Here is a 14726-nt window from a genome sequence, read left to right on the forward strand (position 1 = left end):
TTACGGGTAGTCGATCGCCACGATATAGACACACTGCTCACCGGTCGGTGTCTGGACCCGGACTTCGGCGTCCAGTGCCTTGCCGATCAGGGCTCGGGCCAATGGCGAGTCAATGCTGATCAGGCCTTGTTTGAGGTCCAGTTCATCCGGTCCGACAATGCGGTAGCGCGACTCTTTGCCATCCTCGTCCTCGATCGTGACCCAGGCGCCGAAATACACCTTGTTCGGATCGCTGGGTTTTTCGCTGACAACCTTGAGTGCTTCCAGGCGTTTGGTGAGAAAACGCACGCGGCTGTCGATCTCTCGCAGCATCTTTTTGCCGTAGGTGTACTCGGCGTTCTCCGAGCGATCACCCTGTGCCGCGGCTTCGCTGACGGCCTGGGTCACCTGGGGCCGACGCACATGCCACAGCTCATGGAATTCGGCGCGCATCCGCGCTTCACCCTCGGGGGTGATCAGCGCGGTGCCGGCGGTGCGGGGAGGGCGGTAACGGCTCATGGCAACTTCTTGTGGGGGAGACGGCTGGAGTCTATCAACCCTCGCGCAGGACTGTCAGCGGGCTGGCGTTCAATGCCCGACGGGTGCCGAACACACCGGCACCGCCGATCAGCACCGCGCCCAGCAGTGGCAGCAGCAACAGCCAAGGATGCGGATGCCACGGCAGGTCAAAGGCATAGCGGTAGAGCACCAGGCTCACCAGTTCCGAGCCCAATGCCGCCAGCAAACCGCTGACCGCACCCAGCAAACCGAACTCGATGCGTCGCGCCTTGACCAGCAATTGCCGTTCGGCCCCCAGCGCGCGCAGCAGCGCACCTTGGCGAATGCGTTCGTCCAGCGTCGCCTGCAGGCCGGAAAACAGCACCGTCATCCCCGCCGCCAACACAAACAACAATACGTACTCCACCGCCAGGGTGACCTGGGCGAGGATGCTGCGCAGTTGTTCCAGCAAGGCTTCGACCTGCAGGATCGTCACCGCCGGGAAGGCTCTGGACAGGTCGACTATCTGTTGGTCATGTCCCGATGCCAGATAGAAACTGGTCAGGTAAGTCGCCGGCAGATCCTTGAGGGTGCCAGGCTGGAAGATCATGAAAAAGTTCGGCTGGAAGTTGTCCCAGTTGATCTCCCGCAGGCTGGTGACTTTCGCCTCGCGATTGACCCCGCCAACGCTGAAAACCAGGTGGTCGCCGAGCTTGAGTTTCAGGCTTTCAGCGACCTTGCCTTCCACCGACACGCCGGGAATATCGTCTGGCGTTTGTTCGTTCCACCAATTGCCCGCCGTGAGCTTGTTGCCCTCCGGCAGGTCCGCGGCCCAGGTCAGGCTCAGGTCGCGCTGGATAGCCCGGTCGCCGGCCGATTCCTTGGTGACGATCTGCTGCACCGGTTCGCCGTTGATACTGATCAAGCGCCCAGGCACCACCGGGTACAAGGGGGCCGATTTTGCCGACACGGCGATCAGGTGATCGGTGAAAGCCTGTTTATCTGCAGGCAGGATGTTCAGGGCGAAGTAATTGGGGGCGTTTTTCGGCAGCTGGTTCTGCCAGGTATCCAGCAATTCGCCGCGCAGCAGCGCAATCAGCGCCATCGACAGCAGGATCAGGCCGAACGCCAGGGACTGTCCTGCGGCAGCGAGCCGATGACGCAGCAATTGCCCGAGTCCCAGGCGCCAGGGCAATGACGCACGCGCGAGCAAGCGCCGCAGACTCTTCAACAAGAGCAACAACAAACCGCCCAGCACCAACGCTGCAATCACGCCACCGCCAAGCAGGGCAAAGGTCAGCACCAGGTCCAGGCTCAGGCGCCACATGATCAGGGCGAGGGCGCCCAGCGCTGCACCGTAGACCATCCAGGTGCTGGAAGGAATCGGCAGCATGTCCCGGCGCAGCACGCGCAATGGCGGAACCCGGCCCAGAGCCGCCAGCGGCGGCAAGGCGAAACCGGCCAGGGCCACCAGGCCGGTGCCGATCCCGGCGACGGCCGGAAACAGTCCGCCCGGAGGTACGTCGGTCGGCAGCAAGTCGTGCAGCAGGGCAAACAACCCCAGTTGTGCGAGCCAGCCGAGGAGGGCGCCGCTGATGCTGGCCAGAAGCCCGAGCACAGTCAGTTGCAGGCCGAACAACACCAGGGTTTCCCGGCGCGACAGTCCGAGGCAGCGCAGCAAGGCACTGGCATCGAATCGGCGGGTGGCGAAGCGGGTCGCCGACAACGCCACCGCCACGCCGGACAGCAACACTGCCACCAGGCTGGCCATGTTCAGGTAGCGTTCGGCCTTGCCCAGGGCGCCGCCGATCTGCCGGTTGCCATCCCGGGCGTCCTGCAAGCGCTGGTTGGCGGCGAGTCCCGGTTTGATCAGTTGCCGATACGTCTCGAGTGCCTGGGCATTGCCTCGCCATAACTCGCGATAGCTGACCCGGCTGCCGGGTTGCACCACGCCGGTTGCCGCAAGGTCGCCGAGATTGATCAGCACCCGCGGCGTCAGGCTGTAGAAATTGCCGGCGCGGTCGGGCTCGTAGGTCAGCACCCGCACCAGTTTCAAGGTTTTCATGCCGACATCGATGCTGTCGCCGATCTTCAGGTCCAGGGCGGTCAGCAGGCGTGCCTCGACCCAGGCTTCACCGGGTTGCGGTCCGCCACCGGCGGTTTCCGTGGCGAACGGGGCGGGTGCGCTTTTCAGTTCGCCGCGTAGCGGGTAGGTGTCATCGGCGGCCTTGATGCTGGACAACTGGATGCCGTTGTCGGTGGCGATGACGCTGGAAAACTCCACCACCTGTGCATGTTGCAGTCCCAGCTCCGTGCCGCTTCTTATCTGTTCGGGGCGTGCGGGCGAACTGCCTTCGAGGAGCAGGTCGGCACCGAGAAACTCAGTGGCGCGCAGCATCATGGCGCCATTCAGGCGGGCACCGAAATAGCCAATGGCAGTGCTCGCGGCCACGGCCACCAGCAAGGCAAAAAACAAGACACGCAATTCACCGGCGCGGGCGTCGCGCAGCAATTGGCGGATGGCGAGACTGAACAGGCGCAACAGCGGCAGGCGTACCATCAAGGCTCCACAGGGGCGACCAGCAGGCCGGCTTCAAGACGGATCAGGCGCCGGCACCGATGGGCTAGGCGTTCATCGTGGGTCACCAGCACCAGGGTCGTGCCGCGTTCCTTGTTGAGTTCGAACAGCAAGTCGCTGATGCGCTCGCCGGTGTGGCTGTCGAGGTTGCCGGTCGGTTCGTCGGCGAACAGCACATCGGGTTCGGCGGCAAACGCGCGGGCAATCGCCACGCGTTGTTGCTCGCCCCCGGAGAGCTGGCGCGGCGAATGCGTCAGGCGCTGGCCGAGTCCGACACGCTGGAGTAACTCGGTGGCGCGTTCGCGGGCGTCTTTGCGGCCATCGAGCTCCAGCGGCAGCATGACGTTTTCCAGGGCATTGAGACTGTCGAGCAGCTGAAACGACTGAAAGACAAAACCCACGTGCTCGGCGCGGATGCGCGCACGCTGGTCTTCATCGAGGTTGCTCAGGCCTTGCCCGGCGAGGGTGACTTCGCCGCTGCTTGGCAGGTCGAGACCGGCGAGCAGGCCCAGCAGTGTGGATTTGCCGGAGCCGGAAGCGCCGACGATGGCCAGGCTGTCGCCCTTGTTCAGTTCCAGGCTGAGTTCGTGCAGGATGGTCAGTTCACCTTCCGCGCTGGGAACCACTTTGCTAAGGTCCTTCGCGATGAGAATGCTTGCGCCCATGGAGAGTCCGATGCGTGTCTGGTTTTTGAGTGCTGGCCTGGCCTTGATGTGCATGGCCCAAAACGCAGCGGCGGGTACAGTCCTGATCGTTGGCGATAGTATCAGCGCCGGTTTCGGGCTGGATACCCGGCTGGGGTGGGTGTCGCTGCTTGAACAACGGCTCAGGCGCGAAGGTTTCGACGACAAAGTGATCAATGCGTCCATCAGTGGCGACACCAGTGCCGGAGGCCAGGCGCGCCTGCCCGCGCTGCTTGCAGAGCATAAACCGGAACTGGTGATCCTCGAGTTGGGGGGCAATGACGGCCTGCGCGGCTTGCTGCCAACTCAATTGCAACAAAATCTTGCCTCGATGATCGACAGCTCCCGGGCCAGCGGTGCCAAGGTGCTGTTGCTCGGCATGCAATTGCCACCCAATTACGGTGCGCGTTACACCAAGGCGTTCGCCGAGGTCTACAGCAACCTGGCCGATGAGAAAAAGATCCCGCTGGTGCCGTTTTTCCTCGACGGCGTGGGCGGTCATCCGGAGTTGATGCAGGCCGACGGCATACACCCGGCGGCCGGGGCCCAGGACAAGTTGCTGGAAAATGTCTGGCCTACTCTAAAACCGCTGTTATGACACTTTTCTAGACGCAGGCTTTCGGCTAAGGTGGCGCCCCCGATTTGGAGCCCCCGATGCCGCGTCCCGCCTGGTCACTCTTTGCCTATCAACTGATCGAGCCTGACGAACAGCTGGATCTGTTCGCCTGCCAGGAAGTGCGGGTGCATCTGGTGACCCGTCAGCTGGAGCTGGGTGGCTCGGCGGACCGGACCTTGTGCGGCAGCCTGTTACCGGCTTCGCCTCGCTGGTCGAGTGTTGATCGCCGGGTGTTTCAGGATCAGCGGTTGTGTTCGTTGTGCAGGGCCATTCTTGAGTCGCAGAAGCGGGGGACGTCGCCGATCTGGCCTGAATTGCGGTTTGAGCTTTGATCCTTAGTTGTGCGCTTGTCTTTTGCTGACTGGGTACATATCCGTTTTTTAGGTAACGGCGGCTTATGGTTTCGCCCTTACGGCGACTCCCTTTTTTACAAGCGCCTAAAAAAGGAAGCAAAAAACGCTCGCCCCGAACGTACGGCCCCTCGCTGAGGCTCGGGGTTCCTTCGCTCCGGTGTCCATCCGGGGGCATTGCCCTCCGGTCGGCTTCGCTTCGACCTACATGCAATGAGTTCGACTGCGTCGAACGGCGCTGCGCGCCTATCCCCGGATGAACACCTGCGCTCAGCCTGCCGAGGGGGCGGGTAGATCAAGAGCGGCAGGCGAGCTAACGCTCGGCCTGTTGAGTGGTGGGGAGCGTTTGTGTACGCAGATCTGCTTTTGCCCTTCTGTGGGAGCGAGCCTGCTCGCGAAGGCGGCCTGCTAGCCGTCCAATCTCTCACAGGTATACCCAATCCCCTGTGGGAGCGAGCTTGCTCGCGATGGCGGCCTGACAGGCGCAGGTACATCACAGACGAACGAACCCAACAAACAGGCCGGCCGGTAGGCCGCCTCGCTTTGCTTTTGCGGTGTACGCCCCCTCGTGAGGCCGAGTGGAGGTCCTGCGCAGTGGGCAACCCGGCATGGAGGCCGGGTTAGCCGCCCCCGGCCATGGATGGCCGATGGCGGCGGGCCCACGGAGCAGGACCGGAGCGAGGGCATGCCGAGCCACGGCGAGGCACCGAATGTCAGGGGCAAGAGCCCTTTGGTTACTTTGGGCTGGGCCGGCATTCCGGCTTTTCCAAAGTGACCCGCTGTAAGAGCGGAACCGTAAGCGGCCGTGACCGCAGCAACGGATATGTACACCCTCAAAAATCCATGTCGCCTGTCACGCAGCCTTCGCGAGCAAGCCCGCTCCCACAGGGATCTTCAGTGGCCACAAGTCCCGAGTAAAACCGGGGACCCAATGTGGGAGCGAGGACAATCGCAAAATCGCCTTACATTGCCTGCAATCGGGCCATCTCCCCGAAATAACGGACGGCAGTGTACAATCCCGTTCTTATACCCTCTGTCGATCATGCGAAGGATTTTCCGGATGTTGCCGCGCTTTCCTGCCGTCACCCGCTGCCTGACCCTTGCCGCCCTTTTCGTGGCCGGTCCTGTTGCAGCATTGGAGTTTCCCCTGCCACCGCCCGGTGAGGACATCATCGGTCAGGTGCAGGTGATCAAGGCCAAGTACGAAGACACGTTCGCCGACCTTGGTACTGCCTATGACCTGGGCTACACGGAAATGGTCGCGGCCAACCCGGGTGTCGATGCATGGTTGCCGGGCGCCGGCACGGAAATCATTCTGCCGACCCGCTTCATCCTGCCACCAGGCCCGCGTGAAGGCATCGTGATCAACCTGGCTGAATACCGTCTCTACTACTACCCGAAAGGCAAGAACGTGGTGTACACGTTCCCGCTCGGTATCGGTCGTGAAGGCTGGGGCTCTCCGATTGCCCACACCAGCATCACCGCCAAGACGCCTAACCCGACCTGGACGCCTCCAGCGTCGATCAAGGCCGAGCACGCCGCAGACGGTGATCCGCTGCCCAACGTCGTGCCGGCAGGCCCAGACAACCCGCTGGGCCCGTTCAAGTTCACCCTGGGCACACCGGGCTACCTGATCCACGGTTCGAACAAGAAGTTCGGTATCGGCATGCGCACCAGCCACGGTTGCTTCCGCATGTTCAACAACAACGTGCTGCAAATGGCAGGCATGGTGCCGGTCGGTACCTCGGTACGGATCATCAACGACCCGTACAAATTCGGCATGAGTGGCGGCAAGGTCTATCTGGAGGCGCACACGCCGCTGGACGACAAGGGCAACCCGTCGGTGGTCGACAAGCACACTGCGGTCATCAATGCGATGCTCAAGCGTGAAGACATCACCAACAACCTGCGCATGAACTGGGATGTGGTGCGGGACGTGGTGGCCGCTGAAGATGGCCTGCCGGTAGAGATCGCGGTGCCGGGCAACGGCGTCGCGCCGATGGTGTCGAGCACGCCGATCGATCCGCTGCAGTAACACGGGTCAAGAGCCCGTCGACGCAGACCGCGTCGACGGGTTTTTTATTGCCTGGAGAAACGCCGGGCAATAAAAAAGCCGACCCAAAAAATGGGTCGGCTTGATAACAATCCCGAAGGACTATTACTTGCGGCTAGCTTTGTCCAGCATGCGCAGAGCACGCTCGTTAGCTTCGTCAGCAGTCTGTTGTGCTTTTTGAGCAGCAGCCAGAGCTTCATCAGCTTTACGGTAAGCTTCGTCTGCACGAGCCTGGGAGCGAGCAGCTGCGTCTTCAGTAGCGGTCAGACGTGCTTCGGTTTCTTTCGATGCGCTGCTGCAACCGGTAGCCAGAACTGCGGCCAGAGCCAGAGCAGAGAATTTCAGAACGTTGTTCATCGTGTTCCCCTTCAAGGACTTTCTATTAAGTAGCTATCTCCTCCGATTGAGGAAATAGCCGGCGTACATACTACCCATTACTTGTAGTAAGTAAAACTGACGTGAAGCAAGAAGCAAAAAAAATTGTAGGCGTTGATTCTTTTTCGAGCAACTTTTAACTGAACTGTTTAAAAAATATCCAGCTGCAAGGCCCGTGGCTGAGCGAACTGCCGAGAAAAAGTTCCTTCGGCACGGCGCTCTTTTTCCGCGGTTGGCTAAAGTCCGCCTATATGGATTCGTCTACACTTTTGTTCGGCTTTTGCGCAGCGCCTCTCACTATCTTTCTCGATGTTCAGGTGACTTTAACAACGGGCGCTCGTCTTAAGTCTCAACATCCGGCAATGTTCAGGCTATCGACCCGGAGTGACCTTCGGTCGAGCCATTCCTGCGTGATTACGGAGCAGCACCCGCCAACGGGCATGATGACGAGCGCACCTTGAGCATTTCTGTCAATGGTGCCTACTATTTGTACGTGCTCGGTAGCGCGAGATCGGTGCGGTTCTTCTCGGTGTCCATTCAGGCACGGGGTGGCGTAGATGTTCCTTCGCCGGAAAAACATCGGTAAGGTAGGGGTCGGAATTCCAGACCCGCGAGGAGTAGTGATGAGCGAGGCGTTGTCCATCCACCATGACCAGGCTGGTCATCAGTTCGAGACCAATGTGGACGGTCATCGTGCCTATCTGACCTATATGGATCTGGGGAAACAGACCCTGGATATCTATCGCACCTTCGTGCCCAACGCATTGCGTGGTCGCGGTATTGCGGCAGCCTTGACCGAGAAGGCGCTGGAGTACGCTGACGAAATGGGCTACACCGTCATTCCATCGTGCTCCTACGTCGAGCGCTATATGGAGCGTCACCAGCGGCATGCAGCCAAGCTGAGTCAGTGACTTTCAGTCAAACGAATGCACAAAAAAAACGCCGGGTTCTACCCGGCGTTTTTTTTGTGTGCGCTTTTTGATCCGGCCGTCAGGCGATCAACTGCGATCGCGTTTAGGCAGCACATCCTTGAGCTTGGCATGCATGCTGCGCAAGGTGTTTTCGGTCGCGGTCCAGTCGATGCAGGCGTCGGTGATCGACACGCCGTACTGCAGGTCGGCGAGGTCTTTCGGGATCGCCTGGGCGCCCCAGTTCAGGTGGCTTTCAACCATCAGGCCGATGATCGACTTGTTGCCTTCGAGGATCTGGTTGGCGACGTTTTCCATCACCAGCGGTTGCAGGGCCGGATCCTTGTTGGAGTTGGCGTGGCTGCAATCGACCATGATGTTCGGCTTGATCTTCGCCTTGTTCAGCGCCTGCTCGCAAAGCGCAACGCTGACCGAGTCGTAGTTCGGCTTGCCGTTGCCGCCGCGCAACACCACGTGACCGTAGGCATTGCCCTTGGTCGTCACGATGGAGACGCCACCTTCCTGGTTGATGCCGAGGAAGCGGTGCGGGCTGGAAACCGACTGCAGGGCGTTGATCGCCACGGTCAGGCCGCCGTCGGTACCGTTCTTGAAGCCGACGGCCGATGACAGGCCGGACGCCATTTCACGGTGAGTCTGGGATTCGGTGGTGCGCGCGCCGATGGCCGACCAGCTGATCAGGTCCTGCAGGTACTGCGGGGAGATCGGGTCGAGGGCTTCGGTGGCGGTTGGCAGGCCTTTTTCGGCCAGGTCCAGCAGCAACTGGCGACCGATGTGCAAGCCATCCTGGATCTTGAACGAGTCGTCCAGGTACGGGTCGTTGATCAAGCCTTTCCAGCCGACGGTGGTACGTGGCTTCTCGAAATACACGCGCATGACCAGATACAGGGTATCGGACACGTCGGCCGCGAGAACCTTCAGGCGCTCGGCGTATTCGTGGGCGGCCTTGATGTCGTGGATCGAGCAAGGCCCGATGACGACGAACAGGCGGTGGTCGGTGCCATCCAGAATGTTGCGAATGACTTCGCGGCCCTTGGTGACGGTGCGCAGTGCAGCGTCGCTCAGGGGAATATCGCGCTTGAGCTGGTCGGGAGTGATCAGCGTCTCGTTGGAGGCGACGTTTAGGTCGTTGATCGGTAAATCAGCCATCGTTTACTCGTCAGGTCACGGGTGCCGGCCGCCAGCGAACCCGCGCGGCGGAGCACAGCAAATTAAGCGCGTCGGGGAGCCGAACCTTAGCGCGTTACACCGTGGCTCGACAATGGGCAGACGCCGGTTTGGTGGGCTTTCGCAGTCAGTTTCCCTGCCGTGAGGGCCAAACCGATCAAGTACACCCCTATTCCGGCACAGGTTGCGCAAAAGCCTTGCGCACCGATTCGTGCGAGAACTCGTCGGCATGCTCCTGGACCCATTCGAGGGCCAGGGCCTGAACATCCTGCAAGTCTTCGTGGGACTCATGCAGGCGGCAGTAGCGTTCAATCTGGCACACCTGCTCACCCATTCGGGCGCTGAACAGCGTTTGTTCGTCGACGAAGGCGATGCCCACCAGATAACCGCGTTTGCGCCGCAGGCACCAGGCGACATAGCCCAGGTAGCGCATGTCCGGGTTCACGGTCGGCATGCGTACTTCCAGCGCCGTGCCGTAGCGCCACGCGCGGTGATAATTGCAAGCCATGCCCCCGAGGCTGATAGTGTGCAGCTGCCGTCGCGAAATACACTCAGGTTTCAGCAACGTTAATTCGACGGGCACATCGTCAGGGTGAGGAATGAATCGTCCCATGAACACAGACTCCATGTGTCGGCCATCTGACATTGTTCTCCCCAGTATAGTGGTCGAATTGGAACTGACCGATTTTGACGCCGACCAACGGCTGCTGGCGATGAGCGGTGTTTCGCTGGTCATTTTCACCAGTGTTGGCTGCGCCAGCTGTCGTTTTGCCCGCGAGCAATTGCCGACACTCGATCTGGCCGTCGATCGACTGTGCTGGATCGATGCCGGCAATAACGGCGGGGTGGTCGAGCGATATCAGGTCTTTCACTTGCCGGCGCTGTTTGTGGTACGCGACGGCGAATTCTTCGGAACATTGAAATCGCGCCTGACCGACACAGAGCTCAATCGAGCCGTGCGCCAGGCGTTGAGTCGAACAGCAGAGGAGTTGCCATGATGGGGACAGTTGCCAGGCCGACGATCGGCATCATCGGGACCGGCGCAATCGGCGGTTTCTATGGGGTGATGCTGGCGCGTGCCGGTTTTGATGTGCATTTTCTGCTGCGCAGCGAGTTTTCCGCCGTGGCCGAGCACGGGTTGCAAGTCGATAGCGCGCCCCACGGTGCGCTGAAACTGAACCCGGTACAGGCTTACTCGAAGGCTGAAGACATGCCGCCCTGCGACTGGCTGCTGGTAGGCGCGAAAACCACCAGCAACGCAGATCTGGCACCGGCCATCCTGCAGGCGGCAGCACCGGATGCCAAGGTGCTGCTGTTGCAAAATGGCCTGGACGTGGAGGACAGCCTGCGCGAGTTGCTCCCCGATTCGCTGCATGTGCTCGGCGGACTCTGCTACATCTGCGTCCATCGCGAGGCCCCGGGCGTCATCACCCATCAGGCGCTGGGCGCGGTGCACGTGGGTTATCACAGCGGTCCCGCCGATGGGCCGACACGCACTGCGATAGTCGAGGAGGGCGTCGGCCTGTTCCGCAGCGCCGGCCTCGATTCCCAGGCCATGGCGAATTTGCATCAGGCGCGCTGGCAAAAACTGGTCTGGAATATCCCTTACAACGGTCTCTCGGTTTTGCTCGGGGCGAGCACCACACCCTTGATGGCCGATGCCGACAGTCGCGAACTGATCAAGGCGCTGATGGCTGAAGTGGTGCAAGGCGCAATTGCCTGCGGGCATGACGTACCGGCAGGGTATGCCGAGCACCTGTTCATGGTGACCGAAAAAATGCCCGACTACTGGCCGAGCATGTACCACGATTTCCTGCACAAGCGGCCGCTCGAATTGGTGGCGATCTACGCCAGACCCCTGGCGGCCGCCAGGGCCGCGGGATGTGAAATGCCGCGCATCGAGGCCTTGTATCGCAGCCTGTGTTTCATTGATCGACGCAACACCTGAGTCGACCGACCTGAGGGGGAAGGGCATGCCAAAGGCAATTGACGACAAGCTGGTGCTGGCGATTTCTTCGCGGGCGCTGTTTGATTTGAGCGAAAGCCACAAGGTCTATCTGTCGAGGGGCGTCGAAGCCTACCGGCAGTATCAGATCGAACACGAAGACGAAATCCTCCAGCCCGGCGATGCTTTTCCGTTGGTGCAGAAACTCCTGAGCCTCAACAATAGCCTGGGCCGCGCCCGGGTCGAGGTGATTCTGGTGTCGCGCAACAGCGCCGACACCGGGCTGCGGGTATTCAATTCGATCGACCACTACGGTCTGGCGATTTCCCGTGCGGCATTCGTCGGCGGGCGTAGTCCGTATCCCTACCTCAAGGCCTTTGGCTGCGATCTGTTTCTCTCGACCCACGCCGAAGACGTACGCAATGCCCTTGACGCCGGATTCGCCGCGGCGACCATCCTCTCTGGCGGTGCCAGCCGTGCGGCCAGCGACGAGCTGCGCATTGCCTTCGACGGAGACGCGGTGCTGTTTTCCGATGAGTCGGAGCGCATTTATCAGGCCGGTGGTCTGGAGGCGTTCCAGGCCAGCGAGCGTGAGGCCGCTCGCGAGCCTTTGCGCGGTGGGCCGTTCAAGGGCTTTCTCGCGGCCCTGAACCTGTTGCAGCGTGAGTTCCCGGAGGACGCCTGTCCGATTCGTACCGCGCTGGTCACGGCGCGATCGGCGCCCGCCCATGAGCGGGTGATTCGCACGTTGCGCGAGTGGGACATCCGTCTCGACGAATCGCTGTTCCTCGGCGGCCTGACCAAGTCCGCCTTTCTCGAAGCCTTCGCCGCCGATGTATTTTTCGATGATCAGGCCGGCCACTGCGAATTGGCCCGTGAAGTCGTCGCCACCGGTCATGTGCCCCACGGCATAAGCAACGAGCAAAAGGTTTAAGCCCGCCGTTCAATGTGTTGCGCCGGACGTCGTAGTCGCCAAGGCACTGCTAAGCTGAATCAAATCTCCGCCATGTTGGCAGTCGAGGAGGTCATATGATTCGTTCGATGCTGTACGCCACTGACCTTGGCCTGTACGCGCCCGTGGTGATGCAGCATGCCCTGGAACTGGCCCGCACCTTCAATGCCAATTTGTACGTCGTGCATGCGGTTGAGCCCATGGGGTTGTTTGCCGAATCGGTGCTGCAAAGCTATCTCGATGAACAGGCGCTGAACGAGTTTCACAGCCAGGGCCTGAATACGGTGATTGCCAGTATCGAGCAGCGGGTGCTCGACAGTTTTCGTGAGGAGCTGGGGGATGAAGGGGAGCACGACCTGGAGCGGATTCAGGCAGTCAGGGTGCTGCAGGGCGACCCATCGCAGGTGATTCTGGACCAGGCGCAGAAACTCTCCGTGGATTTGTTGATCGTAGGAAGTCACAGCCACGGTGCGGGTGCGGAAACGCCTTTGGGCCGCACCGCCGCCCGTGTGTTGCAACTGTCCAAGGTGCCGGTCTATCTGGTGCCATTGGTGCAACGTCGTCGTCAAGGGGACCTCTAGGACCCGAATAATGGCAATCTGATAAAAAAGTTCTAGATTTATTCTTCGAGCCATTAATATAGTTATATATCGTCGCTGATGCCCGTGGCGTCTACCTGCTTTGAGGGATTCATATGAAGCTTCAACAATTGCGCTACATCTGGGAAGTGGCGCACCACGACCTCAACGTTTCCGCTACAGCCCAAAGCCTTTACACCTCTCAACCGGGCATCAGCAAACAGATCCGTCTGCTGGAAGATGAGCTGGGCGTCGAAGTCTTTGCCCGCAGCGGCAAGCACTTGACCCGGGTCACCCCGGCCGGTGAGCGCATCATCACCACCGCTGGCGAAATCCTGCGCAAGGTTGAAAGCATCAAGCAGATCGCCCAGGAATTCTCCAACGAGAAGAAAGGCACCCTGTCGATTGCCACCACTCACACCCAGGCGCGTTATGCGTTGCCGCCGGTGATCAGCAATTTCATCAAGCAATACCCGGACGTTGCCCTGCATATGCACCAGGGATCGCCGATGCAAATCGCCGAAATGGCCGCTGACGGCACCGTGGATTTTGCCATTGCCACCGAGGCGCTCGAACTGTTCGGCGATCTGGTGATGATGCCGTGCTACCGCTGGAACCGCTGTGTGGTCGTGCCTCAGGGCCACCCCTTGACCAAACTGTCGAAACTGACCCTCGAAGCGCTGGCCGAATACCCGATCGTCACCTACGTGTTCGGTTTTACCGGCCGTTCGAAACTCGACGAAGCGTTCAGCCATCGAGGCCTGACGCCGAAAGTGGTGTTCACCGCCGCCGACGCCGACGTGATCAAGACCTATGTTCGCCTGGGGCTGGGCGTGGGCATCGTGGCGAAAATGGCCGTCGACACCAAACTCGACAGCGACCTGGTCGTACTTGATGCCAGCGAACTGTTCGAGTCCAGCGTGACCAAGATCGGCTTCCGTCGCGGCACCTTCCTGCGTGGCTTCATGTGCGACTTCATCGAGAAATTCGCGCCGCACCTGACCCGCGAAGTCATGGCCAAGGCCATTCAATGCCACAACAAGCAGGAGCTGGAAGAGCTGTTCGAAGGTGTCGAACTGCCAGTCCATTAAGCCCGTTTAAACGACCTCGGTGACAGCGAACTGTTGCCGAGCGCCCGCCACCGTGATTTCCACCTCGTCGCCCTCGAACTTGCCCAGCAGGCTTTTGCCCAGCGGTGAGCGCGGGGTGATGACGGTGATCAGTTGCCCCACCAGGTCGACTTTCAACCCCGCTGCATCAGGGGCGAGGAACAGCCATTGTTCGCGCCCCTTTTCGTCTTCGAGCCCGAGCAGCGCGCCTACTTCGATGCCCCGCTGATCGTCATACGGGCGCAGGGCCAGGTTCTGGCAGAGGCTCAGTGACTGGCGGATTTCCTCGACCCTTTTGGCTTGCCCGGCCGCGAGATAGGACGCCTCGAGTCCCAGGGTGTCGTATTTGTTCTCGGCGATGTTTTCTTCATGGGTCGCCGTTTCGTAGGCGGTTTGCGCGGCCCGTTCGGCGATGTCGAGATCGATCTGCAGCTTGTCGAGAATCAGTTGGTGGACGGTGTGCTTATTCATGATCAATCGCAGAATTGCAGGACGTTGGCGCGACTTTTTTCGCTGGGTGCAGTTCGGTCCTGTTGCAGCCAGAACTGACAGTTCGGGTTGGCCAGGTTGCGAGTGCTGCTGCGGGCCTGATCGAGCCGTTGTGCCTGTTCGTTCTTGCGCAGGTTTTCTTCATATTGCTCGAACAGCGGGCTCTGTGGCGGAATGTCCGGCACAGGTTGAGTCACCACCGGTGGTTTGGCCAGTTGCTCCACAGCTGCCGCCACGGGTGCCAATTGTTCGCTGAAAAGCAGGCGTGAAGCGAGCCAGCAGGTCAGCACGATGGCAAGGAATCCCAGCCACATGCCGAGGGCGATGCTGCCGGTCAGTTGCAGGGCATTGAGGCTGATCGGGAAGGATCGGCGCGGAGCGGGGCGGTGGGGCATGGTTGCCTCCTGGCGAAAGGTCACTGGCGAGTG

Annotated in this window: 17 protein-coding genes; 9 read left to right on the forward strand and 8 right to left on the reverse strand. The window is 60.7% G+C overall.

The features are described from left to right. Genes greB through KW838_RS15065 form a run of 3 tightly spaced genes read right to left on the reverse strand, consistent with a single transcriptional unit; the run spans nt 1 to nt 3720 of the window. Entirely contained in the window at nt 1–498 is a 498-nt protein-coding gene (gene greB / locus KW838_RS15055) for a transcription elongation factor GreB (protein ID WP_007973570.1), read from the reverse strand. A gap of 34 nt (nt 499–532) precedes the next feature. Beyond that, nucleotides 533–3037 (reverse strand): ABC transporter permease, encoded by a 2505-nt coding sequence (locus KW838_RS15060; protein ID WP_218501466.1) that lies wholly within the window; start codon nt 3035–3037, stop codon nt 533–535. After that, a complete protein-coding gene (locus tag KW838_RS15065) occupies nt 3037–3720 on the reverse strand; it encodes an ABC transporter ATP-binding protein (RefSeq protein WP_102700327.1) in 684 nt (227 codons plus the stop codon). Before KW838_RS15065 ends, KW838_RS15060 begins: the two co-directional genes overlap by 1 nt. 10 nt (nt 3721–3730) lie before the next feature. On the opposite strand from KW838_RS15065, the gene KW838_RS15070 reads away from it, so the two are divergent. From KW838_RS15070 to KW838_RS15080, 3 genes are all read left to right on the forward strand, one after another. Continuing rightward, a complete protein-coding gene (locus KW838_RS15070) occupies nt 3731–4336 on the forward strand; it encodes an arylesterase (RefSeq protein WP_007973565.1) in 606 nt (201 codons plus the stop codon). Between the two features lie 56 nt (nt 4337–4392). Then, nucleotides 4393–4686, forward strand: coding sequence for a hypothetical protein (locus KW838_RS15075; RefSeq protein ID WP_007991769.1), 294 nt, complete (start codon nt 4393–4395; stop codon nt 4684–4686). A 1078-nt stretch (nt 4687–5764) separates the two neighbouring features. Next, the gene (locus KW838_RS15080) at nt 5765–6739 is read left to right on the forward strand and encodes a L,D-transpeptidase family protein (RefSeq protein WP_102700328.1); all 975 of its coding nucleotides are present in this window, start codon (nt 5765–5767) and stop codon (nt 6737–6739) included. Nucleotides 6740–6862: 123 nt separating this feature from the next. Here the strand turns inward: KW838_RS15080 and oprI are convergent, their stop codons facing one another. Next, the gene (gene oprI / locus KW838_RS15085; RefSeq protein ID WP_003199355.1) at nt 6863–7114 is read right to left on the reverse strand and encodes an outer membrane lipoprotei OprI; all 252 of its coding nucleotides are present in this window, start codon (nt 7112–7114) and stop codon (nt 6863–6865) included. A gap of 641 nt (nt 7115–7755) precedes the next feature. On the opposite strand from oprI, the gene KW838_RS15090 reads away from it, so the two are divergent. Then, complete coding sequence (locus KW838_RS15090) at nt 7756–8043, forward strand: GNAT family N-acetyltransferase (RefSeq protein ID WP_007973562.1); 288 nt, start codon at nt 7756–7758, stop codon at nt 8041–8043. Nucleotides 8044–8130: 87 nt separating this feature from the next. On the opposite strand, the gene KW838_RS15095 is transcribed toward KW838_RS15090, so the two are convergent. After that, nucleotides 8131–9207, reverse strand: a complete 1077-nt coding sequence (locus KW838_RS15095; protein WP_102700329.1) for a 3-deoxy-7-phosphoheptulonate synthase — start codon at nt 9205–9207, stop codon at nt 8131–8133. 187 nt (nt 9208–9394) lie between these two features. Continuing rightward, complete coding sequence (locus KW838_RS15100) at nt 9395–9838, reverse strand: PilZ domain-containing protein (RefSeq protein ID WP_007973560.1); 444 nt, start codon at nt 9836–9838, stop codon at nt 9395–9397. Here KW838_RS15100 and KW838_RS15105 point away from each other — a divergent pair. From KW838_RS15105 to cysB, 5 genes are all read left to right on the forward strand, one after another. Continuing rightward, nucleotides 9837–10223 carry a co-chaperone YbbN gene (locus tag KW838_RS15105; protein WP_102700330.1) on the forward strand — a complete coding sequence of 129 codons (387 nt, stop codon included), beginning with the start codon at nt 9837–9839 and terminating at the stop codon, nt 10221–10223. The two genes, KW838_RS15100 and KW838_RS15105, sit on opposite strands and share 2 nt — an antisense overlap. After that, a complete protein-coding gene (locus KW838_RS15110) occupies nt 10220–11173 on the forward strand; it encodes a putative 2-dehydropantoate 2-reductase (protein ID WP_102700331.1) in 954 nt (317 codons plus the stop codon). Before KW838_RS15105 ends, KW838_RS15110 begins: the two co-directional genes overlap by 4 nt. A gap of 25 nt (nt 11174–11198) precedes the next feature. Beyond that, nucleotides 11199–12104 carry a 5'-nucleotidase gene (locus KW838_RS15115; RefSeq protein ID WP_218501467.1) on the forward strand — a complete coding sequence of 302 codons (906 nt, stop codon included), beginning with the start codon at nt 11199–11201 and terminating at the stop codon, nt 12102–12104. Between the two features lie 95 nt (nt 12105–12199). Further along, a complete protein-coding gene (locus tag KW838_RS15120) occupies nt 12200–12703 on the forward strand; it encodes a universal stress protein (RefSeq protein WP_008023285.1) in 504 nt (167 codons plus the stop codon). A gap of 113 nt (nt 12704–12816) precedes the next feature. After that, the gene (gene cysB / locus KW838_RS15125; RefSeq protein ID WP_015094029.1) at nt 12817–13791 is read left to right on the forward strand and encodes an HTH-type transcriptional regulator CysB; all 975 of its coding nucleotides are present in this window, start codon (nt 12817–12819) and stop codon (nt 13789–13791) included. 6 nt (nt 13792–13797) lie between these two features. Here the strand turns inward: cysB and KW838_RS15130 are convergent, their stop codons facing one another. Together KW838_RS15130 and KW838_RS15135 are read right to left on the reverse strand one after the other, a co-directional pair. Then, nucleotides 13798–14280, reverse strand: coding sequence for a GreA/GreB family elongation factor (locus KW838_RS15130; RefSeq protein WP_102700333.1), 483 nt, complete (start codon nt 14278–14280; stop codon nt 13798–13800). Between the two features lie 2 nt (nt 14281–14282). After that, a complete protein-coding gene (locus KW838_RS15135) occupies nt 14283–14693 on the reverse strand; it encodes a hypothetical protein (protein WP_102700334.1) in 411 nt (136 codons plus the stop codon). Between the last annotated feature and the right edge of the window lie 33 nt (nt 14694–14726).

The sequence above is a fragment of the Pseudomonas sp. PDM27 genome (assembly GCF_019219205.1).
Lineage (GTDB): Bacteria > Pseudomonadota > Gammaproteobacteria > Pseudomonadales > Pseudomonadaceae > Aquipseudomonas > Aquipseudomonas laurylsulfatiphila.